At 58.2% G+C, this 24868-nt stretch carries 23 protein-coding genes; 1 reads left to right on the top strand and 22 read right to left on the bottom strand.

From position 1 onward, the window contains the following. Positions 1 to 436: 436 nt before the first annotated feature. The 8 genes from rpoS to MO767_RS22470 form a co-directional block, all read right to left on the bottom strand. Positions 437 to 1444 carry an RNA polymerase sigma factor RpoS gene (gene rpoS, locus MO767_RS22505; protein ID WP_008154012.1) on the bottom strand — a complete coding sequence of 336 codons (1008 nt, stop codon included), beginning with the start codon at positions 1442 to 1444 and terminating at the stop codon, positions 437 to 439. 105 nt (positions 1445 to 1549) lie between these two features. Next, positions 1550 to 2407 carry a peptidoglycan DD-metalloendopeptidase family protein gene (locus MO767_RS22500; RefSeq protein ID WP_282482292.1) on the bottom strand — a complete coding sequence of 286 codons (858 nt, stop codon included), beginning with the start codon at positions 2405 to 2407 and terminating at the stop codon, positions 1550 to 1552. A gap of 211 nt (positions 2408 to 2618) precedes the next feature. Further along, the gene (locus tag MO767_RS22495) at positions 2619 to 3254 is read right to left on the bottom strand and encodes a protein-L-isoaspartate(D-aspartate) O-methyltransferase (protein ID WP_173860469.1); all 636 of its coding nucleotides are present in this window, start codon (positions 3252 to 3254) and stop codon (positions 2619 to 2621) included. A 41-nt stretch (positions 3255 to 3295) separates the two neighbouring features. After that, positions 3296 to 4045 carry a 5'/3'-nucleotidase SurE gene (gene surE, locus MO767_RS22490; RefSeq protein ID WP_282482291.1) on the bottom strand — a complete coding sequence of 250 codons (750 nt, stop codon included), beginning with the start codon at positions 4043 to 4045 and terminating at the stop codon, positions 3296 to 3298. After that, positions 4033 to 5091 carry a tRNA pseudouridine(13) synthase TruD gene (gene truD / locus MO767_RS22485; protein ID WP_282482290.1) on the bottom strand — a complete coding sequence of 353 codons (1059 nt, stop codon included), beginning with the start codon at positions 5089 to 5091 and terminating at the stop codon, positions 4033 to 4035. Before truD ends, surE begins: the two co-directional genes overlap by 13 nt. Further along, a complete protein-coding gene (gene ispF, locus MO767_RS22480; RefSeq protein WP_282482289.1) occupies positions 5088 to 5561 on the bottom strand; it encodes a 2-C-methyl-D-erythritol 2,4-cyclodiphosphate synthase in 474 nt (157 codons plus the stop codon). Before ispF ends, truD begins: the two co-directional genes overlap by 4 nt. A 52-nt stretch (positions 5562 to 5613) precedes the next feature. Next, the gene (fghA, locus tag MO767_RS22475) at positions 5614 to 6459 is read right to left on the bottom strand and encodes an S-formylglutathione hydrolase (RefSeq protein WP_282482288.1); all 846 of its coding nucleotides are present in this window, start codon (positions 6457 to 6459) and stop codon (positions 5614 to 5616) included. Between the two features lie 8 nt (positions 6460 to 6467). Further along, positions 6468 to 7580 carry an S-(hydroxymethyl)glutathione dehydrogenase/class III alcohol dehydrogenase gene (locus tag MO767_RS22470; protein ID WP_033059912.1) on the bottom strand — a complete coding sequence of 371 codons (1113 nt, stop codon included), beginning with the start codon at positions 7578 to 7580 and terminating at the stop codon, positions 6468 to 6470. A 107-nt stretch (positions 7581 to 7687) separates the two neighbouring features. Here MO767_RS22470 and MO767_RS22465 point away from each other — a divergent pair, with 107 nt between their 5' ends. Beyond that, a complete protein-coding gene (locus MO767_RS22465; protein WP_282482287.1) occupies positions 7688 to 8584 on the top strand; it encodes a LysR substrate-binding domain-containing protein in 897 nt (298 codons plus the stop codon). 103 nt (positions 8585 to 8687) lie between these two features. On the opposite strand, the gene ispD is transcribed toward MO767_RS22465, so the two are convergent. The 14 genes from ispD to MO767_RS22395 all read right to left on the bottom strand — a co-directional run bounded on the left by ispD (position 8688) and on the right by MO767_RS22395 (position 24853). Further along, positions 8688 to 9395, bottom strand: coding sequence for a 2-C-methyl-D-erythritol 4-phosphate cytidylyltransferase (ispD, locus tag MO767_RS22460; protein ID WP_282482286.1), 708 nt, complete (start codon positions 9393 to 9395; stop codon positions 8688 to 8690). After that, complete coding sequence (gene ftsB / locus MO767_RS22455; RefSeq protein ID WP_008028992.1) at positions 9392 to 9670, bottom strand: cell division protein FtsB; 279 nt, start codon at positions 9668 to 9670, stop codon at positions 9392 to 9394. Before ftsB ends, ispD begins: the two co-directional genes overlap by 4 nt. A 171-nt stretch (positions 9671 to 9841) precedes the next feature. After that, positions 9842 to 11131 carry a phosphopyruvate hydratase gene (gene eno, locus MO767_RS22450; RefSeq protein ID WP_056739170.1) on the bottom strand — a complete coding sequence of 430 codons (1290 nt, stop codon included), beginning with the start codon at positions 11129 to 11131 and terminating at the stop codon, positions 9842 to 9844. 156 nt (positions 11132 to 11287) lie between these two features. Continuing rightward, entirely contained in the window at positions 11288 to 12133 is an 846-nt protein-coding gene (kdsA, locus tag MO767_RS22445) for a 3-deoxy-8-phosphooctulonate synthase (protein WP_282482285.1), read from the bottom strand. A 5-nt stretch (positions 12134 to 12138) separates the two neighbouring features. After that, a complete protein-coding gene (locus MO767_RS22440; RefSeq protein WP_140677631.1) occupies positions 12139 to 13770 on the bottom strand; it encodes a CTP synthase in 1632 nt (543 codons plus the stop codon). Between the two features lie 274 nt (positions 13771 to 14044). Continuing rightward, on the bottom strand, positions 14045 to 15373 hold the full coding sequence (tilS, locus tag MO767_RS22435; RefSeq protein ID WP_282482284.1) for a tRNA lysidine(34) synthetase TilS: 1329 nt from the start codon (positions 15371 to 15373) through the stop codon (positions 14045 to 14047). A 133-nt stretch (positions 15374 to 15506) separates the two neighbouring features. Continuing rightward, positions 15507 to 16454: an acetyl-CoA carboxylase carboxyltransferase subunit alpha gene (locus tag MO767_RS22430; protein WP_282482283.1), complete on the bottom strand. Its 948-nt coding sequence runs from the start codon at positions 16452 to 16454 to the stop codon at positions 15507 to 15509. Between the two features lie 140 nt (positions 16455 to 16594). Continuing rightward, positions 16595 to 20116, bottom strand: coding sequence for a DNA polymerase III subunit alpha (gene dnaE / locus MO767_RS22425; RefSeq protein ID WP_282482282.1), 3522 nt, complete (start codon positions 20114 to 20116; stop codon positions 16595 to 16597). A gap of 83 nt (positions 20117 to 20199) precedes the next feature. Further along, on the bottom strand, positions 20200 to 20826 hold the full coding sequence (gene rnhB, locus MO767_RS22420) for a ribonuclease HII (protein WP_161990825.1): 627 nt from the start codon (positions 20824 to 20826) through the stop codon (positions 20200 to 20202). 11 nt (positions 20827 to 20837) lie between these two features. After that, the gene (gene lpxB / locus MO767_RS22415) at positions 20838 to 21968 is read right to left on the bottom strand and encodes a lipid-A-disaccharide synthase (protein ID WP_282482281.1); all 1131 of its coding nucleotides are present in this window, start codon (positions 21966 to 21968) and stop codon (positions 20838 to 20840) included. Positions 21969 to 21970: 2 nt separating this feature from the next. Continuing rightward, entirely contained in the window at positions 21971 to 22747 is a 777-nt protein-coding gene (gene lpxA, locus MO767_RS22410) for an acyl-ACP--UDP-N-acetylglucosamine O-acyltransferase (protein ID WP_282482280.1), read from the bottom strand. Then, complete coding sequence (gene fabZ / locus MO767_RS22405; protein WP_008154051.1) at positions 22744 to 23184, bottom strand: 3-hydroxyacyl-ACP dehydratase FabZ; 441 nt, start codon at positions 23182 to 23184, stop codon at positions 22744 to 22746. Before fabZ ends, lpxA begins: the two co-directional genes overlap by 4 nt. Before the next feature lie 107 nt (positions 23185 to 23291). Next, complete coding sequence (gene lpxD, locus MO767_RS22400) at positions 23292 to 24347, bottom strand: UDP-3-O-(3-hydroxymyristoyl)glucosamine N-acyltransferase (protein ID WP_282482279.1); 1056 nt, start codon at positions 24345 to 24347, stop codon at positions 23292 to 23294. Positions 24348 to 24349: 2 nt separating this feature from the next. Continuing rightward, complete coding sequence (locus MO767_RS22395; RefSeq protein WP_007949341.1) at positions 24350 to 24853, bottom strand: OmpH family outer membrane protein; 504 nt, start codon at positions 24851 to 24853, stop codon at positions 24350 to 24352. Positions 24854 to 24868 lie beyond the last annotated feature (15 nt).

The raw sequence follows: 24868 nt of genomic DNA, 5'->3' as shown, positions 1-24868 counted from the left end.
TGCAGGCAAAAAAAGGGGCGGTTTGACCCGCCCACATTTTTTCCCTATTCCCTGTGTTCCTTTTCATCGTCCTGATGAATCGCTTCCTGCGATGTCCTTTCCCCTCGTCCTTGAAGGGCGTGTCTGTCCGTCGACACAGTTCAGATACTAGAGAGTTCCCTACCAAGAGCAATCTCCCCCGATAGCTGAAACTGCTTGTCACAAGCTATTAATATAAAAAAATAAGCATATAAATCAATTAGTTAATCTTATCTCACGTAGGAATATGTACTGCTGCTACCCATGAAAATAGCGAACACTTACGAAAGAGTAAGCAAACACTTACAGCGAGAGACTACAAACCAGAGATGATGACGAAGGAAACTCCCAGCCTGTCTCCCGGGCAATAAAAAACCCCGAACCGGTCGGGGCTTCTTAATGCCAGTCAGCAAATTACTTATTGAAACAGCGACTCGCTCGACAGGCCATTCTTCTCGAGAATCTCCCGAAGACGCTTCAGGCCTTCAACCTGAATCTGTCTGACCCGCTCCCGGGTCAGGCCAATCTCCAGGCCTACATCTTCAAGCGTGCTGCTCTCGTGACCACGCAGGCCAAAGCGGCGTATCACCACTTCGCGTTGCTTGTCGGTCAGCTCCGAGAGCCATTGATCAATGCTCTGCGACAGGTCGTCATCCTGCAACAGTTCACATGGATCGGTTGGACGGTCATCGGTAAGGGTGTCCAGCAGGGTTTTATCCGAATCCGGACCCAGCGAGACGTCGACCGAAGAAACCCGCTCGTTCAGGCCGAGCATGCGCTTGACCTCTCCCACTGGTTTTTCCAGCAGGTTGGCAATTTCTTCGGGTGAGGGTTCGTGATCGAGTTTTTGCGTCAGCTCCCGTGCAGCCCGCAGGTACACGTTGAGCTCTTTGACCACATGAATCGGCAACCGGATAGTCCGGGTCTGATTCATGATCGCGCGCTCGATGGTCTGACGAATCCACCAGGTTGCGTAGGTCGAAAAGCGGAAGCCGCGTTCGGGGTCGAACTTCTCTACCGCCCGGATAAGACCGAGGTTGCCCTCTTCGATCAGGTCCAGCAGCGACAGACCACGATTGACGTAACGCCGGGCGATTTTCACCACCAGCCGCAGGTTACTTTCAATCATGCGTTTGCGCCCAGCCGGATCTCCACTTTGCGACAACCGCGCAAAATGAACTTCTTCTTCGGGGGACAGCAGAGGGGAAAAGCCAATCTCATTGAGGTACAGCTGCGTGGCATCGAGTGCACGCGTGTAGTCAATGTACTTGTGTTGCTTTAACGAGGCGGAGTGTTTGGATTTGGCACGAACGGAAGGTGGAGCAGCCCCTTCATCATTCGACATCGAATCCGTACCGATGCCGGTCTCCATCAGGAGAACCTCATCGTCGATGTCAAACTCCGGCACTTCTTTACTGAGAGCCATTGTTATAGTCCTTTGGTGAGTTCGACCTCAGGCTCAAGCGGCGCCTTTATCCCTGGCAACGCTGGAGCCTGTTCCCTCTACGTGACGGAACAGGCTGGAAAGCGATCAACGACGTGGCAGGAATTGCAGCGGATCTACAGGTTTACCTTGTCGGCGAATCTCAAAATGCAGCTTCACCCGGTCTGTACCCGTTGACCCCATTTCGGCAATTGTCTGTCCGACTTTGACCTGCTGCCCCTCCCGAACCAACAGCCTGCGGTTATGTCCGTAGGCACTGACGTAGGTGTCGCTGTGTTTGATGATGACTAATTCGCCGTAGCCCCTTAAGCCACTCCCGGCGTATACCACCGTCCCATCAGACGCAGCTAAAACAGGCTGTCCCAAATCCCCAGCGATATCAATTCCTTTATTCAAACTGCCGTTTGAAGAGAATTTTCCAATAAGAATGCCATTAGATGGCCACCCCCAGCCGGTCGGGGCCGGACCGGCAGGAGGCATCGGAGCAGGGGTTGGCTTGCTGGCGACGGACGGTGCAACCACTACTGTGCTCGTGGTTGCGCCATTCGCCTGGCGCCGGATTACCGTGGTTTTCAGCGACGAAGAAGGCGTTGAATCGGTGGCGCTGACCACCGGCGTCGGCGTTGATCCGGTGCGACCATCAAAGCGAATCGTCTGACCCGGATGGATCGTGTAAGGCGCAGGAATGTTGTTACGTGCCGCGAGGGCCTTGTAGTCCCAACCGTAGCGAAAGGCGATGGAGAACAAGGTGTCTTTAGGTCGGACGACGTATTGACCCGTGGTCACCGCCGGACGCTGGGGGACGGCGTTGTTGCGATCGACAACGCGTACATCGCTCGACTTGTTGCTGGAGCAACCTACCAGCAAGGTGCTCAAGACAAGGCCAGTCACCAGGCGCTGAAAGCTCGTTTTACCCATTCGCTGCGCAATGACTGTGAGACTCACCCGCCGCTCCCTTTGTGGTGGCTGAAAATGTGGATTGCCGTGTTCCGGCATGAAATGTCGCAAGTATAACGGGCCGTGCAGGCTTTACCTTTAATGAAGCGAAATGGCTTCGCGCACACGTTTGCTGCCTGACGATGAATCCCGTTTAACTGATCGATGCCGCTGTAAGACAGGAGCAATCGAAGAGAATTCAGCGCGCTGAAACAAATGCTCAGGCGAGCGGCCCATTGAGTAACGGGACGAAGCGAACAGCCCCCAGAACACGCCTGGAAAAGCCCTGCTCTTCCCGGATGATCAGCATCAATTGTTGAACCTCACCCGATCCGACCGGGATCACCAGCCGCCCTCCTGGCGCTAATTGATCAAGCAGCGCCTGAGGTACATCGGTCGCGACCGCAGTCACGATAATGCCGTTGTAAGGTGCCAGCGCCGGCCAGCCTTCCCAACCATCGCCCCAGCGGAACACCACGTTGCGCAGGTTCAGTTCCACCAGGCGTTCCTTGGCCCGGTCCTGCAGAACCTTGATGCGCTCGACGGAAAATACCCGTTCGACCAGTTGCGACAGTACCGCCGTCTGATAGCCCGACCCGGTGCCGATTTCCATCACCTTGTCGAGAGGACCTGCCTCCAGCAGCAACTCGCTCATGCGAGCCACCATATATGGCTGCGAGATGGTCTGGTTATTGCCGATCGGCAGCGCCGTGTCTTCGTAGGCACGGTGAGCCAGCGCCTCGTCGACAAACAGGTGACGCGGTGTACGGCGAATGACTTCCAGCACCTTGGCGTTGGAAATTCCCTCTTCATACAGGCGCTGAATAAGGCGCTCACGGGTCCGTTGTGAGGTCATCCCGATGCCACGACGCAGAATATCGTCTTGTTCACGAGCCATTAGTTCAGCCCCTCCAGCCAGCCATCGAGACTTCTGAAGGCATCATTAAAGGTGCGATCCAGTTGCAGTGGAGTGATTGAAACATAGCCTTGCATCACCGCATGAAAATCGGTGCCCGGGCCGCCGTCTTCGGCATCCCCCGCCGCCGCAATCCAGTAACCGGATTTACCGCGCGGATCGACCACTTTCATCGGCGCTGCAGCACGTGCGCGATGTCCGAGGCGGGTCAGCTGGATACCGCGGATGTGGTCCAGCGGCAAATTGGGAATGTTCACGTTCAGTACCGTGCGCGGCGGCAGTTCAAGGTCCGCGTGAGCCTCTACCAGTTTGCGCGCAAAGTACGCGGCTGTGGGAAGGTTCTCCACTTGCCGTGAGACCAACGAAAAGGCAAACGAAGGATGCGCCAGGAAACGTCCCTCAAGGGCCGCCGCCACGGTGCCGGAATACAAAACGTCATCCCCAAGGTTTGCGCCCAGGTTGATGCCCGAAACCACCATGTCCGGCTCGCGCTCCAGCAAGCCATTGAGGCCCAGGTGCACGCAATCGGTCGGTGTGCCATTGAGGCTGATAAAGCCGTTGGGCAGGGTTTGCGGGTGTAACGGACGGTCGAGTGTCAGCGAGCTGCTGGCGCCGCTTTTGTCTTGGTCCGGGGCGATAACCACGCATTCGGTGTAATCCGCCAGCGCAGCATAAAGCGCGGCGAGACCGGGTGCGGTTACCCCATCGTCGTTAGAAATCAGAATACGCATGGGCTGTCCGTCTGCCCCACCGGCACCAGATCAACGAGCTCGCGCACCAATACGGTGGCGAAGCATCCGGCCGGGAGGACGAATTCCAGTTGCAGAATGTCAGGTTCGGGATAATGCCACGTCAACCCACCAATGGGCAGCCGCAGGATGCGACGTTCGTGGCTCATACCGGCGTTAATCAACCAATCACGCAAGTCCGCTTCGCGAGTGGCAATTGCCTGCTCCAGTTCATGGACAGCGCCAGTGGCCGGCGAGTCACCTTCGCCCCACTGCGGACCGGTCGGGTGCAGATCGAGAATCGCCAGACGCGGGTCGCTGCATTCCGCTTCACCGGCGGGGAAAAAGCTGCGGCTATCGGTGAAGGCCAGCAGATCGCCGACCTGAGCACGCTGCCAGCTGCCATCGGCAACACGCGCCGCCAACACCTGATTAAACAGAAAACTGCGCGCCGTAGAGAGCAGACGCGAACGCACGTTGCGCTGCTCCGGCAACGCTTTACGCGCAGCCCAGGCACGGGCATCGACCACGTTACCGCCGTCAAACCCAAAACGCTGGGCGCCGAAATAGTTGGGAATACCTTGCTTGGCAATCAGTTGCAGACGCTCCTCGATCGCCGCTTTGTCGCCAGCGAATTGTGTCAGTCGCAACGTGAAGCCATTGGCCGAGTGAGCGCCGCGTTGCAGCTTGCGCTTGTGCCGGCCAGTCTTGAGGATTTTCAGGGTGTCGTTTTCGGCCGCCGACAGATCAGGATCAGCCTTGCCCGGCAGCTGCACACTGAACCACTGGCGAGTCAGCGCCTGACGATCCTTGAGGCCCGCGTAACTGACGGTGCGCAACGGCACGCCCGCCGCCTTGGCGATCCGCCGTGCTGCTTCTTCGGTATTCAGACCGCGCTTTTCCACCCAGATCCACAAGTGTTCGCCGTCGCCACTGAGGGGGATATTGAGGACTTCATCGACCTGAAAATCTTCCGCCGTGGCTTTCAATACTGCGGTGCCGAGGGCTTCGCCATAGGCACGCGGGCCGAGCAATTGCAGTTCGTTCATGCGCGCAGCAACAAGGCAACGGAGTGCACGGCAATACCTTCTTCGCGACCGACAAAGCCGAGCTTTTCGGTGGTGGTAGCTTTCACGTTCACTTGATCCAACTCAACTTGAAGATCCGCGGCAATCAGCGCGCGCATCGATTCGATATGCGGGGCCATTTTCGGCGCCTGGGCGACGATGGTGTTATCGACGTTGCCGACTTTCCAGCCCTTGGCATGGATCAGTGTGACGACGTGACGCAACAGCACTCGGCTGTCGGCGCCCTTGAATGTCGGGTCGGTGTCCGGGAAGTGCTTGCCGATATCACCCAGCGCAGCGGCGCCGAGCAAGGCATCGCTCAAGGCGTGCAGCAGGACGTCACCGTCGGAGTGAGCGAGCAGCCCAAAGCCGTGTGCAATGCGCACGCCGCCCAGAGTAATGAAATCGCCTTCAGCGAAACGGTGCACATCATAGCCGTGGCCAATACGCATAAAAAACGCCCCGATTTTTGTCAGGGCGTGATTCTACCTGCTTTGTCGGACATTAGGCGCTTAGAGCGCGCCCATGATGTTGCAGGTGGTCGGCGATGAAGCTGGCGATGAAGAAATAGCTGTGATCGTAGCCGGGTTGCAAGCGCAATGTCAGCGGATGACCGGCCAGTTTGGCGGCCTGTTGCAAGGCTTCAGGCTTGAGCTGGGTGGCCAGGAAATCGTCGCGATCACCTTGGTCGACCAACAGCGGCAACTTCTCGTCCGCCTCGGCAATCAGGGCGCAGGCATCCCACTCGCGCCATTTCGATCGGTCTTCCCCCAGGTAGCGGGAAAAGGCCTTCTGCCCCCAAGGACAGTCCATCGGATTGTTGATCGGCGAGAACGCCGACACCGACTGATAGCGTCCCGGATTACGCAACGCGCAGACCAGCGCGCCGTGGCCGCCCATGGAATGACCGCTGATGCCGCGTTTGTCCGACGCCGGGAAATGGGCTTCGACCAATGCGGGCAATTCCTGCACGACATAGTCATGCATCCGATAATGCCGGGACCAGGGTTCCTGCGTGGCGTTCAGATAGAACCCGGCGCCGAGACCGAAGTCCCAGGCGCCATCCGGATCACCCGGCACATCGGGACCGCGAGGACTGGTGTCCGGTGCAACGATGATCAGCCCAAGCTCGGCAGCCATGCGCATGGCGCCAGCCTTTTGCATGAAGTTTTCGTCGGTGCAGGTCAGGCCGGACAACCAGTACAGCACCGGCAACTTGCCGCCCTGCTCCGCTTGCGGCGGCAGGTACACGGCAAACACCATGTCGCAGCCAAGCACATCGGAGCGGTGCCGATAGCGTTTGTGCCAGCCGCCGAAGCTTTTCTGGCAGGAGATATTTTCCAGGCTCATGACCGACCTCAGAAATGGATGACGGAACGGATGCTCTTGCCTTCATGCATCAGGTCGAACGCCTTGTTGATATCTTCCAGGCCCATGGTGTGGGTGATGAAAGTATCCAGTGGGATTTCGCCGGTCTCGGCCATTTCGACGTAGCTTGGCAACTCGGTACGGCCACGCACGCCACCGAACGCCGAACCGCGCCAGACGCGACCGGTGACCAATTGGAATGGACGGGTGGAGATTTCCTGGCCGGCACCGGCCACACCGATGATGACCGACTCGCCCCAGCCCTTGTGACAGCACTCAAGTGCGGCGCGCATCAATTGCACGTTGCCGATGCATTCGAAGGAAAAGTCGACGCCGCCGTCGGTCATGTCGACGATGACTTCCTGGATCGGACGGTCGAAATCTTTCGGGTTCACACAATCGGTTGCACCCAACTGTTTGGCGATCTCGAATTTGGCCGGGTTGATGTCGATGGCGATGATCCGCGCAGCCTTGGCTTTGACGGCGCCGATCACCGCCGACAGACCGATGCCGCCGAGGCCGAAAATGGCGACGGTATCACCTGGTTTTACCTTGGCGGTATTGAGGACTGCACCGATGCCGGTGGTGACACCGCAGCCCAGCAGGCAGACTTTTTCCAGTGGCGCTTCTTTTGGAATTTTGGCGACGGAGATTTCCGGCAGCACGGTGTACTCGGAGAACGTCGACGTCCCCATGTAGTGGAAAATTGGCTGGCCTTTGTAGGAAAAGCGCGAAGTGCCATCCGGCATCAGGCCTTTACCCTGAGTCGCACGAATCGCCTGGCACAGGTTGGTTTTGCCCGACAGACAGAATTTGCACTGGCGGCATTCCGGGGTGTACAGCGGGATCACATGATCGCCGACTGCGACGGAGGTCACGCCTTCACCAATCGCCTCAACCACCGCGCCACCTTCGTGACCGAGGATCGACGGGAAGATACCTTCCGGGTCCGCGCCCGACAGCGTGTAGGCGTCGGTATGGCAGACACCGGAGGCAACCACACGCAGCAGGACTTCACCGGCCTTGGGCATGGCGACATCGACTTCAACGATCTCGAGGGGTTTCTTGGCCTCGAAGGCAACGGCAGCGCGCGACTTGATCATGTGGATTCTCCAGTGAATAAAAACGAGACAGGGAGTGTAATACACCGCCTGACGGTGAATAATCCGGACAAAAGCAAAACATTATTGCCATACAGGGATAATCCTTGATGTCCGAAAACCGCTGGGAAGGTATCGACGAGTTCGTCGCCGTGGCCGAGTGCAGCCAGTTCACGGCTGCCGCGGAACGCCTCGGCGTTTCGTCCTCCCACATCAGTCGACAAATAGTACGCCTCGAAGAGCGCCTGCAAACCCGCCTGCTTTACCGCAGCACCCGCCGGGTCACCCTGACCGAAGCCGGGCAAACATTTCTGCAACATTGCCAGCGCTTGCAGGACGGCCGCGAAGAAGCCTTGCGCGCGGTCGGTGACCTGACCAGTGAACCCAAAGGTATGCTGCGCATGACCTGCGCCGTGGCGTACGGTGAACGATTCATCGTGCCGCTGGTAACCCGTTTCATGGGGCTCTATCCACAACTGCGAATCGACATCGAACTGAGCAATCGTCAACTCGACCTCGTGCACGAAGGGCTGGACCTGGCGATCCGTCTCGGTCGCCTGCAGGACTCGCGGCTGGTAGCGACACGCCTGGCACCACGCCGCATGTATCTGTGCGCATCACCGTCCTACCTGGAACGGTATGGTCGCCCACATAGCTTGTCGGAACTCAGCCGCCACAACTGTCTCATCGGCAGCTCGGACGTGTGGCAACTGGAACAGAACGGGCGGGAATTTTCGCAGCGGGTACAGGGAAACTGGCGCTGCAACAGTGGGCAAGCAGTGCTGGATGCTGCGCTACAAGGGGTTGGATTGTGCCAACTGCCGGATTACTACGTGCTGGAGCATCTGAAAAACGGCGAATTGATTTCGCTGCTGGAAGCCCACCAACCGCCGAACACTGCCGTGTGGGCGCTTTATCCACAGCAACGGCATCTGTCACCCAAGGTGCGCAAGTTGGTGGATTATTTGAAGGAGGGGTTGGCATTAAGGCCGGAGTACAGCGTTTGAAGATCAAAAGATCGCAGCCTCGTTGCACTCGACAGCTCCTACATTGCCTGCGTTCACCGCAATATCTCGTAGGAGCTGTCGAGTGAAACGAGGCTGCGATCTTTTATCGGCGGTTCACCCAACGCTGACGTAGCCACTCGAGGTCTTCGGGACGAGTTACTTTGAGGTTGTCGGATCGACCTTCGATCAAGCGCGGCGACTGACCGGACCATTCCATGGCCGAAGCTTCATCGGTAATCACAACATCCGCCACCAGACTGTCGGCCAACGCCCGATGCAATGCACCAAGGCGAAACATCTGCGGCGTATAGGCTTGCCAGATCACACTACGATCCACGGTTTCGACCACGCGACCGTGCTTGTCGACCCGTTTGAGGGTATCGCGTGCCGGAACCGCCAGCAGTCCGCCAACCGGATCATCTGCGAGTTCACCCAGCAACTTGTCCAGATCATCACGACTCAGATTCGGCCGCGCGGCATCGTGAACCAATACCCAATCCTCATCGTCAGCGCCTTGTGCATGCAAATGCAGCAACGCATTGAGCACCGACCCGGAACGCTCGGAACCACCTTCAACCCGCTGGATTCGCGGATCGCAAGCACATGCCAGGTTCGGCCAATAAGGATCATCAACGGCAAGACTGACCACCAACCCCTTCAGGGAAGGATGATCAAGGAAACAGCCGAGGCTGTGTTCGAGAATAGTGCGCCCGCCCAGTTGCAAGTATTGCTTGGGACGGTCCGCGGCCATACGGGCACCGACGCCCGCGGCAGGAATTACAGCCCAGAAGGCCGGTAACGAGGGATTCATTGAGCCAACTGGTAAAGGGTTTCACCGTCCTTGACCATGCCCAACTCATGACGAGCCCGCTCTTCAACGGTCTCCATGCCCTTTTTCAATTCACTGACTTCAGCGTCCATCACCCGATTGCGCTCAAGCAGCCCCTCGTTCTCAGCGTGTTGATCTGCGATCTGCTGAGTCAGTTCGGCCACTTGCGCCAGACTGCCATTACCCACCCACAGGCGGTATTGCAGGCCAGCCAGCAGCAGGAGCAAGACGAGGAACAACCAATTGGGACTGCGCATCGAATATCAGGTATCCAGTGAAAAAAGACAGCCATGCCAAAACTTTGAAGCTACTGATAGCACGAAGCCTGGAAGACCCAGGCTTGTGCTTATAAGGCATCAGATTAGTGGCAAATCCATCGCTGTAGCGATCTTTCCGACACAATCCGGTGTCTTTTTACCAATTAACGATTAACCGCGAAATTCGCTGCGACCGTTGTACTTGGCTTTGCCATTCAACTGCTCTTCGATACGCAGCAGTTGGTTGTACTTGGAAACACGGTCCGAACGGCACAGGGAGCCGGTCTTGATCTGGCCAGCCGCGGTGCCCACAGCCAGGTCGGCAATGGTCGAATCTTCGGTTTCGCCGGAGCGGTGCGAGATCACAGCAGTGTAACCAGCGGCCTTGGCCATCTGGATAGCTTCCAGGGTTTCGGTCAGGGTACCGATCTGGTTGAACTTGATCAGGATCGAGTTGGCGATCTTTTTATCGATGCCTTCTTTCAGGATCTTGGTGTTGGTCACGAACAGGTCGTCGCCCACCAGCTGAATTTTCTCGCCGATCTTGTCGGTGAGGATTTTCCAGCCAGCCCAGTCGGACTCGTCCAGACCGTCTTCGATCGAGATGATCGGATAACGCTCGGTCAAGCCTTTCAGGTAGTCAGCGAAACCTTCAGCGGTGAACACCTGGCCTTCGCCGGACAGGTTGTATTTACCGTCTTCGTAGAATTCGCTGGCAGCGCAGTCCAGCGCCAGGGTCACGTCGGTGCCCAGCTTGTAACCGGCGTTGGCCACGGCTTCAGAGATCACTTTCAAAGCGTCTTCGTTAGAAGCCAGGTTCGGTGCGAAACCACCTTCGTCACCCACTGCAGTGCTCAGGCCACGGGCCTTCAGAACAGCTTTCAGGTGATGGAAAATCTCGGTGCCCATGCGCAGACCTTCCGAGAAAGACTTGGCGCCTACTGGCTGAACCATGAACTCCTGGATGTCGACGTTGTTATCGGCGTGTTCGCCACCGTTGATGATGTTCATCATCGGAACCGGCATCGAGTAAACACCCGGGGTGCCGTTCAGGTTGGCGATGTGAGCATACAGCGGCAGGTCCTGGTCCTGTGCTGCGGCCTTGGCGGCTGCCAGGGAAACGGCGAGGATCGCGTTGGCGCCCAGGGACCCTTTGTTTTCAGTGCCGTCGAGCTTGATCATCGCGTGATCCAGCGCTTTCTGGTCGCTTGGGTCTGCACCTTTTAAAAGGTCGCGGATCGGACCGTTGATGTTGGCGACGGCTTTGAGAACGCCTTTGCCCAGGTAACGGCTCTTGTCGCCATCACGCAGCTCGAGCGCTTCACGCGAGCCAGTGGAAGCACCGGACGGCGCGCAAGCACTGCCGATGATGCCGTTATCGAGAAGCACATCCGCTTCCACGGTGGGGTTGCCACGGGAGTCGAGAACTTCACGACCTTTGATGTCGACGATTTTTGCCATTGTTGTAAACACTCCAAAGTTGACGAAGACGACGCAGCTGAAGGAAATCTTGTATCGGCGGCAAGTGATGTGCAGCGGGCAGACTTGCGGACGATAAGGCTCAGACCCTAGGGCCTGAGCATTAATTCGTGCGGTACTTTACCGGAGAAATGAGGATTACGCGGTTTCTACCGTCGGAAAACTCTTCACCAGTTCGTCCAAAGCTTTGAGCTGGGCCAGGAATGGCTCCAGTTTGTCCAGACGCAAGGCGCAAGGGCCGTCGCATTTGGCGTTGTCCGGGTCCGGGTGGGCCTCAAGGAACAGGCCGGCCAAAGACTGGCTCATACCGGCTTTCGCCAGGTCGGTGACCTGACCGCGGCGACCGCCGGCGGAATCGGAGCGACCGCCAGGCATTTGCAGCGCGTGGGTCACGTCGAAGAACACCGGGTATTCGAACTGCTTCATGATGCCGAAGCCGAGCATGTCGACGACCAGGTTGTTGTAGCCGAAGCTCGAACCGCGTTCGCAGAGGATCAACTGATCGTTACCCGCTTCCACGCATTTGCTCAGGATATGTTTCATTTCCTGAGGTGCGAGGAACTGGGCTTTCTTGATGTTGATCACCGCACCGGTCTTGGCCATCGCGACCACAAGGTCGGTCTGGCGCGACAAGAAGGCTGGCAGCTGGATGATATCGCAGACTTCAGCGACGACCGCGGCCTGATCAGGCTCGTGGACGTCGGTGATGATCGGCACACCGAACGCTTGCTTGATGTCCTGGAAAATCCGCATGCCCTCTTCCAGGCCGGGGCCACGGTAAGAGGTCACGGAGGAACGGTTGGCCTTGTCGAAGCTGGCCTTGAACACGTAAGGGATACCGAGTTTCTCGGTGACCTTCATGTACTCTTCGCAGACCTGCATCGCCATGTCGCGGCTTTCCAGCACGTTCATGCCACCGAAAAGCACCATTGGCTTGTCGTTGGCAATCTCGATATCGCCTACGCGGATGATCTTCTGTGCCATCAGATTTATGCCTTCTTCTGGTGTTGAATCAATGCTGCTTTAACGAAACCGCTGAACAACGGGTGACCGTCGCGTGGTGTCGAGGTGAACTCAGGGTGGAACTGGCAAGCGACGAACCATGGATGATCCGGGGCTTCAATCACTTCTACCAGGGCGCCATCACCGGAACGACCGGTGATTTTCAGACCGGCTTCCATGATTTGCGGCAGCAGGTTGTTGTTCACTTCGTAGCGGTGACGGTGACGCTCGACGATCACGTCCTTGGCGTAGCAATCGTGCACCAGGGAACCTGGCTCCAGCAGGCAATCCTGAGCGCCAAGACGCATGGTGCCGCCCAGATCGGACGCTTCGGTACGGGTTTCGACGGCGCCGGTGGCATCTTCCCACTCGGTGATCAGACCCACGACCGGATGACCGCTGGCACGATCGAACTCGGTGGAGTTGGCGTCTTTCCAGCCCAGCACGTTACGAGCGAACTCGATCACGGCCACTTGCATGCCCAGGCAGATGCCCAGGTACGGAACCTTGTTTTCGCGAGCGTATTGAACGGCAGTGATCTTGCCTTCCACGCCACGCAGACCGAAGCCGCCAGGTACCAGAATCGCGTCGACACCTTCGAGCAGCGCAGTGCCCTGGTTTTCGATGTCTTCGGAGTCGATGTAGCGCAGGTTGACCTTGGTGCGGTTGCTGATGCCGGCGTGACTCATCGCTTCGATCAGCGACTTGTAGGCGTCCAGCAATTCCATGTACTTGCCGACCATCGCGATGGTGACTTCATGCTCAGGGTTGAGCTTGGCGTCGACCACGGCTTCCCACTCGGACAGATCGGCACCGCCACATTGCAGGCCGAAACGCTCGACAACGAAATCATCCAGGCCCTGGGAATGCAGAATGCCCGGGATCTTGTAGATGGTGTCGGCGTCTTCCAGCGCAATTACCGCACGCTCTTCAACGTTGGTGAACTGAGCGATCTTGCGACGCGAGGAGATGTCGATCGGGTGATCGGAGCGGCAGACCAGCACGTCTGGTTGCAGGCCGATGGAACGCAGTTCCTTGACCGAGTGCTGGGTAGGCTTGGTTTTGGTTTCGCCGGCAGTGGCGATGTACGGCACCAGCGTCAGGTGCATCAGCATCGCGCGCTTGGCGCCGACTTCGAAACGCAATTGGCGGATCGCTTCGAGGAACGGCTGGGACTCGATGTCACCCACGGTGCCACCGATCTCGACCATGGCCACGTCAGCATCGCCAGCGCCCTTGATGATCCGGCGCTTGATTTCGTCGGTGATGTGCGGGATCACCTGAATGGTGGCGCCCAGGTAATCACCACGGCGCTCTTTGCGCAGGACGTGTTCGTAGACACGACCGGTGGTGAAGTTGTTGTTCTGAGTCATGGTCGTGCGGATGAACCGCTCGTAGTGGCCCAGGTCCAGGTCGGTCTCGGCGCCGTCGTGGGTGACGAACACTTCACCGTGCTGGAACGGGCTCATGGTGCCCGGGTCAACGTTGATGTACGGGTCCAGCTTCAGCATGGTGACCTTAAGTCCCCGCGCCTCCAGGATGGCCGCCAATGAAGCCGATGCGATGCCTTTCCCCAATGAAGAAACAACACCGCCCGTGACGAATATGTAGCGCGTCATGAAAAACCCTAGAAGTCTGCGTTAAAGCGGTCCGAGCCGCCGGGGAAAGCGAAGAAAGGCCGAAGCCCCCGATCACCTGCATTAATCACAGTGCACCTTTCAAAAAAACCGCCGCGTTGGGACAGACCGGAAGATGAAACACCGGTACGTTGCTCGCTACACATTTTTTGGAATCGCCCAGCAAAGACTGCTTGGTAATCGGCAACTCCTGCAATTCAGGCGAATCCACAGAAGTTGTATCAAGAAGGGAGCGTAGTCTACCGGAAAGCCCCTTTCAGCTCAAACCTTGATCTTCGCTCGGTGGCTGCCAATGCAAATTCCAACGATCCTTTGCACTGCCGTCCAAGCCCCGCAGGTTGGCCACCGCCAGCAATTGCTCGTCTCGGTAGAGCAGCGGCAATCTGCCACGGACGAACGCCGGCACACCGCTTTCATTGAGCAATCGCTTCAGATCGCGATGGCCGCGAACGGGCAGATTCATCACCTCACCTCCCTCACGATAGCGGATATGCAGCAGGCCATCGGGGATTTGGCCGGCGAGTGTGAGCACGCCGTTGTCCGGCAACACCAGCAAAAGCGAGGGGTCGGGCCAGTTTGCGACGGCGAGCGGCGGGCGCAACCAGCTACCGGATAACCACCAGATGCGTCCACCCGCGCGATGCAGTTCACCATCCGCCAGCCGCCAGATCGGGCAGGCATCGCCGGTGGCATCACGTAAATTCTCCCAACCCGACCAATGGTCACTGTCCGGCAGTCGCGTCAGCGGTTCGAGCCAATGACTTAAGGCATTTCGCTGACGAGCAGCGGACAGCGTTTCCAATGCCCCCAGTTCCAGGGACGGCAATCCCAGCCAATCAAAATCATTGGCAGTCCTGGCGCCGGCCAGGTCGATTTGCGCAAGCTCATCGAGCAATTCCTGCGCTTCACTCAGATGTGCAGCGCTGCGGGCCATGGTTGTTACTGCTTGCGGCCAGCGCTCGGTCAATACCGGGAACACCTGATGGCGCAGGTAGTTTCGCGAGAATTGCCGATCCTGGTTCGATGGGTCTTCGATCCAGCTCAGCCGATGCTCCGCCGCATAGGCTTCAAGTTCAGCCCGCGTGACATCGAGCAATGGCCGCAGCAGCTGCCCTTTACCAAGCGGGCGCTGTCGTGGCATCCCCGACAATCCCCTCACCCCTGCCCCACGCAACAGCCGGAATAACAACGTTTCCGCCTGATCGTCACGGTGCTGGGCGGTCATCAATACTTCATTGGCCTGAGTCGCCTGGGTGAACGCGGCATATCGCGCATCCCGGGCTGCGCGCTCAATACTGGCGCCGGGTTGAACCTGCACACGAACAACCTGCAGCGGCACACCCAGCGCATCACAGACCGACTGACAATGGTCCGGCCACCCATCAGCCACAGCCTGAAGGCCGTGATGAACATGGATGGCGCTTAGCGCCGGCAGGGATTCGGTTTTTGCGAGGTGTACGAGAAGGTGCAGCAGAACGGTGGAGTCGAGACCACCGGAGAAGGCGATGCGCCAGGTTGCGGCGTTGCGCCAAGGGGCTAGATTCAGTAGAAGCCTGGAATGCAGATCAATCTTGGATGAGCTCATAGTGTTCACTTCGCCCAAATCAAATGTGGGAGCGAGCCTGCTCGCGATTGCGGTGTAACAGCCAACTTATTTGTTGAATGTTAAGCCGCCATCGCGAGCAGGCTCGCTCCCACATGGGTATAGCGAGGTCAGATCAGAGACCGTAGCTCATCAGACGCTCGTAACGGCGAGCCAACAGCGCTTCGTTATCGAACTTCTTCAACATCGCCAGTTGCGAGCTCAGCTCGGCACGGATCGATGCAGCCGCAGCGGCCGGATTACGGTGCGCGCCGCCCAAAGGCTCGCTGATTACTTTATCCACAATGCCCAAGCCTTTCAGGCGCTCGGCAGTGATGCCCATGGCTTCTGCAGCGTCCGGCGCTTTCTCGGCGGTCTTCCACAGAATCGAGGCGCAACCTTCCGGCGAAATCACCGCGTAAGTCGAGTACTGCAGCATGTTCAGTTGATCGCAAACGCCGATCGCCAGAGCACCACCGGAACCACCTTCACCGATCACGGTGGCGATGATTGGGGTTTTCAGACGCGACATGACACGCAGATTCCAGGCGATCGCTTCGCTCTGGTTACGCTCTTCAGCGTCGATACCAGGGTAGGCGCCCGGGGTGTCGATGAAGGTCAGGATCGGCATCTTGAAGCGTTCGGCCATTTCCATCAAACGGCACGCCTTGCGGTAGCCTTCCGGACGCGGCATGCCGAAGTTGCGGCGAACTTTCTCGCGCACTTCACGGCCTTTCTGGTGACCGATGATCATCACCGGCTGGTCGTCCAGACGGGCGATACCACCCACGATGGCAGCGTCATCGGAGAAGTGACGGTCACCGTGCAGCTCGTCGAACTCGGTGAAGATGTGTTCGATGTAGTCCAGGGTATAAGGACGTTTCGGGTGACGCGCCAGACGTGCGATCTGCCAGCTGGTCAGCTTGCCGAAGATGTCTTCGGTCAGCGTGCTGCTTTTGTCCTGCAGGCGGGAGATCTCATCGCCGATATTCAGCGAATTGTCATTACCGACCAAGCGCAACTCTTCGATCTTGGCTTGCAGGTCGGCGATCGGCTGTTCGAAATCTAGAAAATTCGGGTTCATAGGCGTCCGTCTTGGGTCGACCTCCAAGAGAGCTTGGGCCGGCCGGTTGTCTATTCGCGCCCTACCTTAAGGGAGAGGCGCGTTCAGGTCGAGATTAAAAATTCAGGTCGAGATCAGGGAGTTCAGAAGGCACCTGACCGTCAACGGTATTGGAGGAAGACGTTGTCTCGCCCGAACTGGTCACGCAGGGCTTGAATCAACGCATCCGCCGGATCGATTCGCCAGGTCTCGCCAAACTGCAGCAAGGCCTTCGCATCGGGACTGGTGTACTCCATGGTGATCGGACACGCCCCGCGGTGACGCTTGAACAACTCACCCAGCCAGCGTAGCTGATCGCCTTTCAAATCCTGGGTCTGCAGCTTCAAGCGCAGGCTTTCGGCCAGGTTGGTACGCGCATCTTCCATGCTCATCACCCGCTTGACCCGCAGCCGCAAGCCACCGGAGAAATCGTCGTTGCTGACTTCGCCTTCGACCACCACCATCGCGTCGGTCTGCAACAACGATTGCGCCGAATGGAATGCTTCGGCGAACAGCGACGCTTCGATCCGTCCGGAGCGGTCGTCGAGGGTGATGAAACCCATCTTGTCGCCCTTTTTGTTCTTCATGACCCGCAAGGCGATGATCATGCCCGCGACGGTCTGGGTATCACGGGCCGGTTTCAGGTCGATGATGCGCTGACGGGCGAAACGGCGGATCTCACCTTCGTATTCGTCGATCGGGTGACCGGTCAGGTACAGGCCCAGGGTGTCTTTCTCCCCTTTCAGGCGTTCCTTGAGGGTTAGTTCCTTGGCCTTGCGGTGATTGGCGTAAACATCGGCGTCTTCTTCGACGAACAGACCGCCAAACAGGTCGACATGACCGCTGTCGTGGGTACGCGCGGTTTGTTCGGCCGCCTTGATCGCCCCTTCCATGGCGTTCAGCAAGACCGCCCGGTTGCGGTCGATATTGGCCTGATAGGCTTTCTGTTCGTCATGGAAGTAAGGCCCCAGACGATCCAGCGCACCGCTGCGGATCAAACCGTCCAGGGTGCGTTTGTTGATACGTTTGAGGTCGACACGGGCGCAGAAATCGAACAGATCCTTGAACGGACCTTCCTGGCGCGCCTCGGTGATGGCTTCCACCGGGCCTTCGCCCACACCTTTGATCGCACCGAGGCCGTAAATAATCCGGCCTTCGTCATTCACCGTGAACTTGAACTCCGAAGTATTCACATCCGGCGCGTCGAGACGCAGCTTCATGGTGCGAATTTCTTCGATCAAGGTCACGACCTTGTCGGTGTTGTGCATATCCGCCGACAGTACCGCGGCCATGAATGGCGCCGGGTAGTGCGTTTTCAGCCAGGCGGTCTGGTATGACACCAGGCCATAAGCGGCGGAGTGGGATTTGTTGAAGCCGTAACCGGCAAACTTTTCTACCAGGTCGAAAATGTTACCGGCCAGGTCGGCGTCGATATTGTTGGTCTTGCAACCGTCAATGAAACCGCCGCGCTGCTTGGCCATTTCTTCGGGTTTCTTCTTACCCATGGCTCGACGCAGCATGTCCGCGCCGCCGAGGGTGTAACCGGCCATGACCTGGGCAATCTGCATCACCTGTTCCTGATACAGGATGATGCCGTAAGTCGGTGCCAGAACCGGTTTGAGGCCTTCGTACTGGTAGTCCGAGTGCGGGTACGCGAGTTCGGCGCGACCATGCTTACGGTTGATAAAGTCGTCCACCATGCCCGATTGCAACGGACCCGGACGGAACAGGGCCACCAGTGCGATCAAGTCTTCCAGGCAGTCGGGCTTGAGCTTTTTGATCAGCTCTTTCATGCCGCGCGACTCAAGCTGGAACACTGCGGTGGTTTCGGCTTTTTGCAGCAACTGGTAAGTCGGTTTGTCATCCAGCGGGATGAACGCGATATCCAGCGGCGGCTCATCGACCTTGGCGCGGTCGCGGTTGATGGTTTTCAGCGCCCAGTCGATGACCGTCAGGGTCCGCAGACCGAGGAAGTCGAACTTCACCAGGCCCGCCGCCTCAACGTCATCCTTGTCGAACTGGGTGACCAGACCATCACCGGCCTCATCGCAATAAATCGGCGAAAAGTCAGTCAGCTTGGTCGGGGCAATAACAACACCACCGGCGTGCTTACCGACGTTACGCACAACGCCTTCAAGCTTGCGGGCCATTTCCCAGATTTCTGCGGCCTCTTCATCGACCTTGATGAAGTCACGCAGGATTTCTTCCTGCTCGTAGGCCTTTTCCAGGGTCATGCCGACTTCGAACGGAATCATCTTCGACAGACGATCCGCCAAACCGTAGGACTTGCCCTGCACCCGCGCCACGTCACGGACCACAGCCTTGGCCGCCATGGAACCGAACGTGATGATCTGGCTTACCGCGTTGCGGCCGTATTTCTCGGCCACGTAATCGATCACGCGGTCACGACCGTCCATGCAGAAGTCGACGTCGAAGTCGGGCATGGATACCCGTTCCGGGTTAAGGAAACGTTCGAACAGCAGGTCATATTCCAGCGGATCGAGGTCGGTGATCTTCTGCACGTAGGCCACCAGCGACCCGGCACCCGATCCACGGCCTGGACCTACCGGCACGCCGTTGCTCTTGGCCCACTGGATAAAGTCCATAACGATCAGGAAGTAACCGGGAAAACCCATCTGGATGATGATATCCAGCTCGAAATTCAGCCGGTCGACGTAGACCTGACGCTTGGTTTCGTAGTCTTCGGTGGTGTCCTTGGGCAGCAGAACACTGAGGCGATCTTCCAGGCCATCGAAGGAAACCTTGCGGAAATACTCGTCGATGGTCATGCCATCGGGGATCGGGAAGTTGGGCAGGAAGTGGGTGCCCAGCTTCACTTCGATGTTGCAGCGCTTGGCGATCTCGACGGTGTTTTCCAGCGCTTCGGGAATGTCGCTGAACAGCTCGGCCATTTCCTCGGCGCTTTTGAGGTATTGCTGGTCGCTGTAATTTTTCGAACGCCGCGGATCGTCGAGAGCACGGCCCTCACCGATGCAAACGCGAGTTTCGTGAGCGGCGAAGTCTTCCTGCTTGATGAAGCGCACGTCGTTGGTCGCGACCAGCGGCGCACCGATTTTTTCAGCCAGGGCCACGGCACCGTGCAACTGTTCTTCGTCGTTGGGGCGGTTGGTGCGCTGGATTTCCAGGTAGAAGCGATCCGGGAACACGGCCATCCATTCACGTGCCAGGGTTTCCGCTTCGGCCGGGTTGCCACTGAGCATCGCCAGACCGATCTCACCTTCTTTTGCCGCCGACAGCATGATCAAGCCTTCGCTGGCTTCGGCCACCCACTCGCGTTCGATGATGACCGAGCCATTACGCTGGCCGTCGATGAAGCCGCGAGAGATCAGTTCGGTGAGGTTGCGATAACCCACGGCGTTCATCGCCAACAGGCTGATCCGGCTCAGTGCGTTATCCGGATCCTTGTTCGACAGCCACAGGTCGGCGCCACAGATCGGCTTGATCCCGGCGCCCATGGCGGCTTTATAGAACTTGACCAGGGAGCACATGTTGTTCTGATCGGTGACCCCTACGGCAGGCATGTTCATGCCGACCAGGGTCTTGACCAGCGGTTTGATCCGCACCAGACCGTCGACCAGGGAATACTCAGTGTGCAGGCGTAGATGAACGAATGAAGCCGGCATAGTGATCCTGTCTAGAAACTAGAAACGTGAAGACAACAAGGCCCGGATTGTACCGGGCCTTGGCAAAAACATCAGCCTTGCGACTAACTCTCGATCAGGTTTTCCCGCGCCTCGTAAGCCAGGCGTACCGGGGCGAACGAGCGGCGGTGAATCGGCGTTGGCCCCAAGCGGGCCAGCGCCTCAAGGTGAACGGGCGTCGGGTAGCCTTTGTGGCCACCGATGCCGTACCCCGGGTAAATCAATTCGAACGCTGCCATCTCGCGGTCGCGGCTGACCTTGGCCAGAATCGACGCGGCTGCGATGGCCGGTACCTTGCCGTCGCCCTGCACCACCGCTTCGGCACGCATGGACAGTTTCGGGCAACGGTTGCCGTCGATCATCGCCAGTTTCGGCGTGATGTGCAGACCTTCGACGGCGCGCTGCATGGCCAACATGGTGGCGTGGAGAATGTTCAGCTCGTCGATTTCTTCGACTTCGGCGCGAGCAATACACCAGCTCAGGGCTTTTTCGCAGATCTCGTCGTAGAGTTTTTCGCGGCGTGCTTCGGTGAGCTTCTTCGAATCATTCAGGCCCAGAATCGGACGGTTCGGATCGAGGATCACCGCGGCTGTCACCACTGCACCACAAAGCGGGCCGCGACCCACTTCGTCAACGCCGGCGACCAGATCTTCAACTTCGGCGACCAGGGTGAAATCCAGGCCCATCTGAATGCTTGCTTTGCTCATTGTGTTTTGCCGATCAGGTTCAGTACCGCGTCCGCCGCCTGATTGGAGGCGTCCAGACGTAAGGTACGGTGAATTTCATCGAAGCCGCGGGTTTGTTCTTCACCGCCTTCGATCAGTGGCGACAGCGTTTGGGCCAAGGCTTCAACCGTAGCATCGTCCTGCAACAATTCGGGCACCAACAGACGCTGGGCAAGCAGGTTCGGCAAGGAAATGTAGGGACTTTTCACCATGCGCTTGAGAATCCAGAACGTCAGCGGTGCCAAGCGGTATGCGACCACCATCGGCCGTTTGTACAACAACGCTTCCAGGGTCGCCGTCCCGGAGGCAATCAACACGGCGTCGCAGGCCGCCAGGGCCAGATGGGATTTGCCGTCAAGCAGGGTCAGCGGCAGATCGCGGCCAGCCAGCAATTCTTCAAGCTGCTGGCGACGCTGCGGGCTGGCGCAAGGCATAACGAACCGTACGCCGGGGCGCAACGCCCGCAGGCGTTGGGCAGTATCGAGGAACAACGCACCGAGACGGCCGACTTCGCCGCCGCGGCTGCCCGGCATCAGCGCAACCAGCGGCCCGTCAGGCAAGCCGAGTTCAGCCCGCGCGGCGGCGCGATCCGCTTCAAGCGGGATCGCATCGGCCAGTGAGTGCCCGACAAACCGCACCGGCACGCCCTTCTCTTCATAGAATTTCGCTTCGAACGGGAACAGCGTCAACATCAGATCGCAGCCTTCGCGAATCTTCAGCACCCGCTTCTGCCGCCACGCCCAAACCGACGGGCTAACGTAATGCACGGTCTTGATCCCGGCCTGACGCAGCTTGAGTTCGATATTGAGGTTGAAGTCCGGGGCATCGATACCGATGAACACGTCCGGCTTCTCGGCGATCAGGTCGGCAACCAGCTTCTTGCGGCGTGCCAGCAACTCACGCAATCGGCCCAGCACTTCCACCAGGCCCATGACCGAAAGACGCTCCATCGGAAAGTACGAGGTCAGGCCTTCGGCCTGCATCAGCGGACCGCCGACACCGATGAACTCGACTGCCGGGTGCTGTGCCTTGAGTGCACGCATGAGACCCGCACCAAGAATGTCGCCGGAAGCCTCACCCGCCACCAGCGCAATACGCAGATTAGCCATGATTAACGAGTGATGCCGCGGGTCGAAGACTGGATGGAATCACGGAACACCGCGACTTCCGGAAACTGGGCAGACGGTTCAGCCAGCTCGGCGAGCGCCTGTTCGACCGTCAGCCCCTGGCGGTAAACCACCTTGTAGGCACGACGCAGCGCGTGGATCGCATCTTCGCTGAAACCGCGACGACGCATGCCTTCGAAGTTCATGCTGCGGGCTTCGGCCGGGTTGCCGAACACCGTAACGTACGCCGGGACGTCCTTGCCGATAGCCGTGCCCATACCGGAAAAGCTGTGGGCGCCGATATGGCAATACTGATGAACCAGGGTAAAACCGGACAGGATTGCCCAGTCTTCAACGTGCACATGGCCCGCCAACGCGGTGTTGTTGACCAGGATGCAGTGATTGCCGATGACGCTGTCGTGGCCGATGTGGGCATAGGCCATGATCAGATTGTGATCACCCAGGGTTGTTTCAGAACGGTCCTGAACGGTCCCACGGTGAATCGTCACGCCTTCACGGATGACGTTGTGGTCACCGATGACCAGCCGGGTTTCTTCACCCTTGTATTTCAGATCGGGCGTGTCCTCGCCGACCGAAGAAAACTGGTAGATGCGATTGTGCTTTCCGATTCGGGTCGGGCCTTTGAGAATCACATGCGGCCCGATCACTGTCCCCTCGCCGATTTCCACACCTGCACCGATGATCGACCAAGGGCCGACCTCGACGCCGTCGGCCAGGATAGCCGTCGGATCGATGATTGCGCGAGGGTCAATCAAACTCATAGTTTGCGTTCCGCGCAGATGATTTCAGCAGAGCAGACTGGCTTGCCATCGACCGAAGCCTGGCACTCGAACTTCCAGATCTGGCGCTTGCAGCTAATGAAGCGGGCTTCGAGGATCAATTGATCGCCTGGAGTGACAGGCTGGCGAAAACGCAGCTTGTCGGAGCCGACGAAGTAGTAGAGCGTGCCGTCGGCAGGCTTCACGTCAAGCATTTTGAAGCCAAGGATGCCGGCAGCCTGAGCCATCGCTTCGATGATCAATACGCCCGGCATGATTGGATGCGCGGGGAAGTGACCATTGAAGAAGGGTTCGTTGATGCTGACATTCTTGTAGGCGCGAATGCGCTTGCCTTCCACATCCAGATCCACGACCCGGTCCACCAGCAGGAACGGGTAACGGTGAGGCAGGTATTCGCGAATCTCGTTGATGTCCATCATTTCGGGGGGAAGCCTATGTAAAGATTGGGAGGCGCGACTGACGCGCACCCCTCTAGCAAATCAAGGAGGCAGTCTAGCGGCTGTGCACACTTGATATGGAAATGGTATCAGCCATCTGATGAAGCATTACCGTCAGGGGTCACTTCCCCTACACGCTTTTCCAGCTGTCGCAGACGCCGCGCGATGTCATCGAGCTGACGGATACGGGCCGCGCTTTTGCGCCATTCGGCCGCCGGTTGCATGGCCGTGCCGGAAGAATAGGAACCCTTTTCGGTAATCGAGTGGGTCACCATGGTCATCCCGGTGATAAAAACGTTGTCGCAAATTTCGATATGCCCCACCAGCCCTACGCCACCGGCGAGCATGCAATGCTTGCCGATTTTGGTGCTGCCGGAGATCCCCACGCACGCGGCCATGGCGGTGTGATCACCGACCTGGACGTTGTGGGCGATCTGAATCTGGTTGTCGAGTTTCACACCGTTACCCAGAACGGTATCGGCCAGTGCACCGCGATCGATAGCGGTGTTCACGCCAATCTCCACGTCGTCGCCGACCAGCACACCACCGATCTGAGCGATCTTCTGCCAGACACCTTTCTCGTTGGCAAAACCGAAACCTTCGCCACCGAGTACGGCACCGGATTGAATCACCACCCGTTTACCGATGCGAACATCGTGGTACAGCGTGACTCGCGGGGCCAGCCAGCCGCCCTCGCCAATCTCGCAGCGGGCACCAATGAAGCAGTGCGCGCCAACGGTCACACCCGCAGCAATACGTGCGCAGCTTTCGATCACCGCAAAAGCACCAATGCTCGCCGCTGGATCGATCACTGCATCCGCTGCCACAACGGCTGTCGGATGAACACCGACAGCGGCCTTTGGCTTGGGATCGAACAGATGGGAAATCCGCGCGTAGGCCAGATACGGATCAGGCACCACCAGCGCATTACCTGTAAAACCTTCAGCGTCAGCGGCCTTCAGCAACAGGGCTGCGGCCCGGCTGTCAGCCAGGTATTTACGGTATTGAGGATTTGCGAGAAAGCTCAACTGAGCTGGGCCAGCCTCTTGCAAAGTGGCTAGCCCAGTAATTTCTTTCTCCGGGTCGCCACGCAGTGTGGCGCCGAGGAACTCGGCCAATTGGCCGAGCTTTATAGTCGCTGTCATGGTTACTTCAGCTGATTCATGCGCTCGATAACCTGGCGAGTGATGTCGTACTGAGGTTTGACATCAATCACTGCACCACGCTCGAAGACCAGGTCAAAAGCACCTTTCTTGATGACTTCTTCCACAGCGCTGTCCAGTTTCGGCTTGAGCTGTTTCAGCATTTCACGGTCGGCAACGGCTTTGGCTTCGTTCAGCTCCTTGGACTGGAACTGGAAGTCACGGGCCTTTTGCTTGAACTCGAGTTCCAGGCGTTCACGCTCACCTTGCTGCATCTTGTCGCCGCCGGCCATCAGACGGTCCTGGATACCTTTGGCACTGCTTTCCAGAGTCTTGAGCTTGGTCAGCTGCGGGCCGAACTTCTTCTCGGCATCAACGGCATACTTCTTGGCCGCGTCGGATTCCAGCAGAGCCATCTGATAGTTCAGAACGGCGATTTTCATGTCGGCAAAAGCCGGACCTGCTACCAGTAAGGTCGCCAGGAGAACCAATTGAGTCAACTTACGCACGATGCACTCCTACAA

The organism is Pseudomonas sp. UYIF39, from assembly GCF_029963765.1.
Classification (GTDB): Bacteria; Pseudomonadota; Gammaproteobacteria; order Pseudomonadales; family Pseudomonadaceae; genus Aquipseudomonas.
Note: the sequence above shows the minus strand (reverse complement) of the source record. Positions and strands in the feature narration are given on the sequence as shown.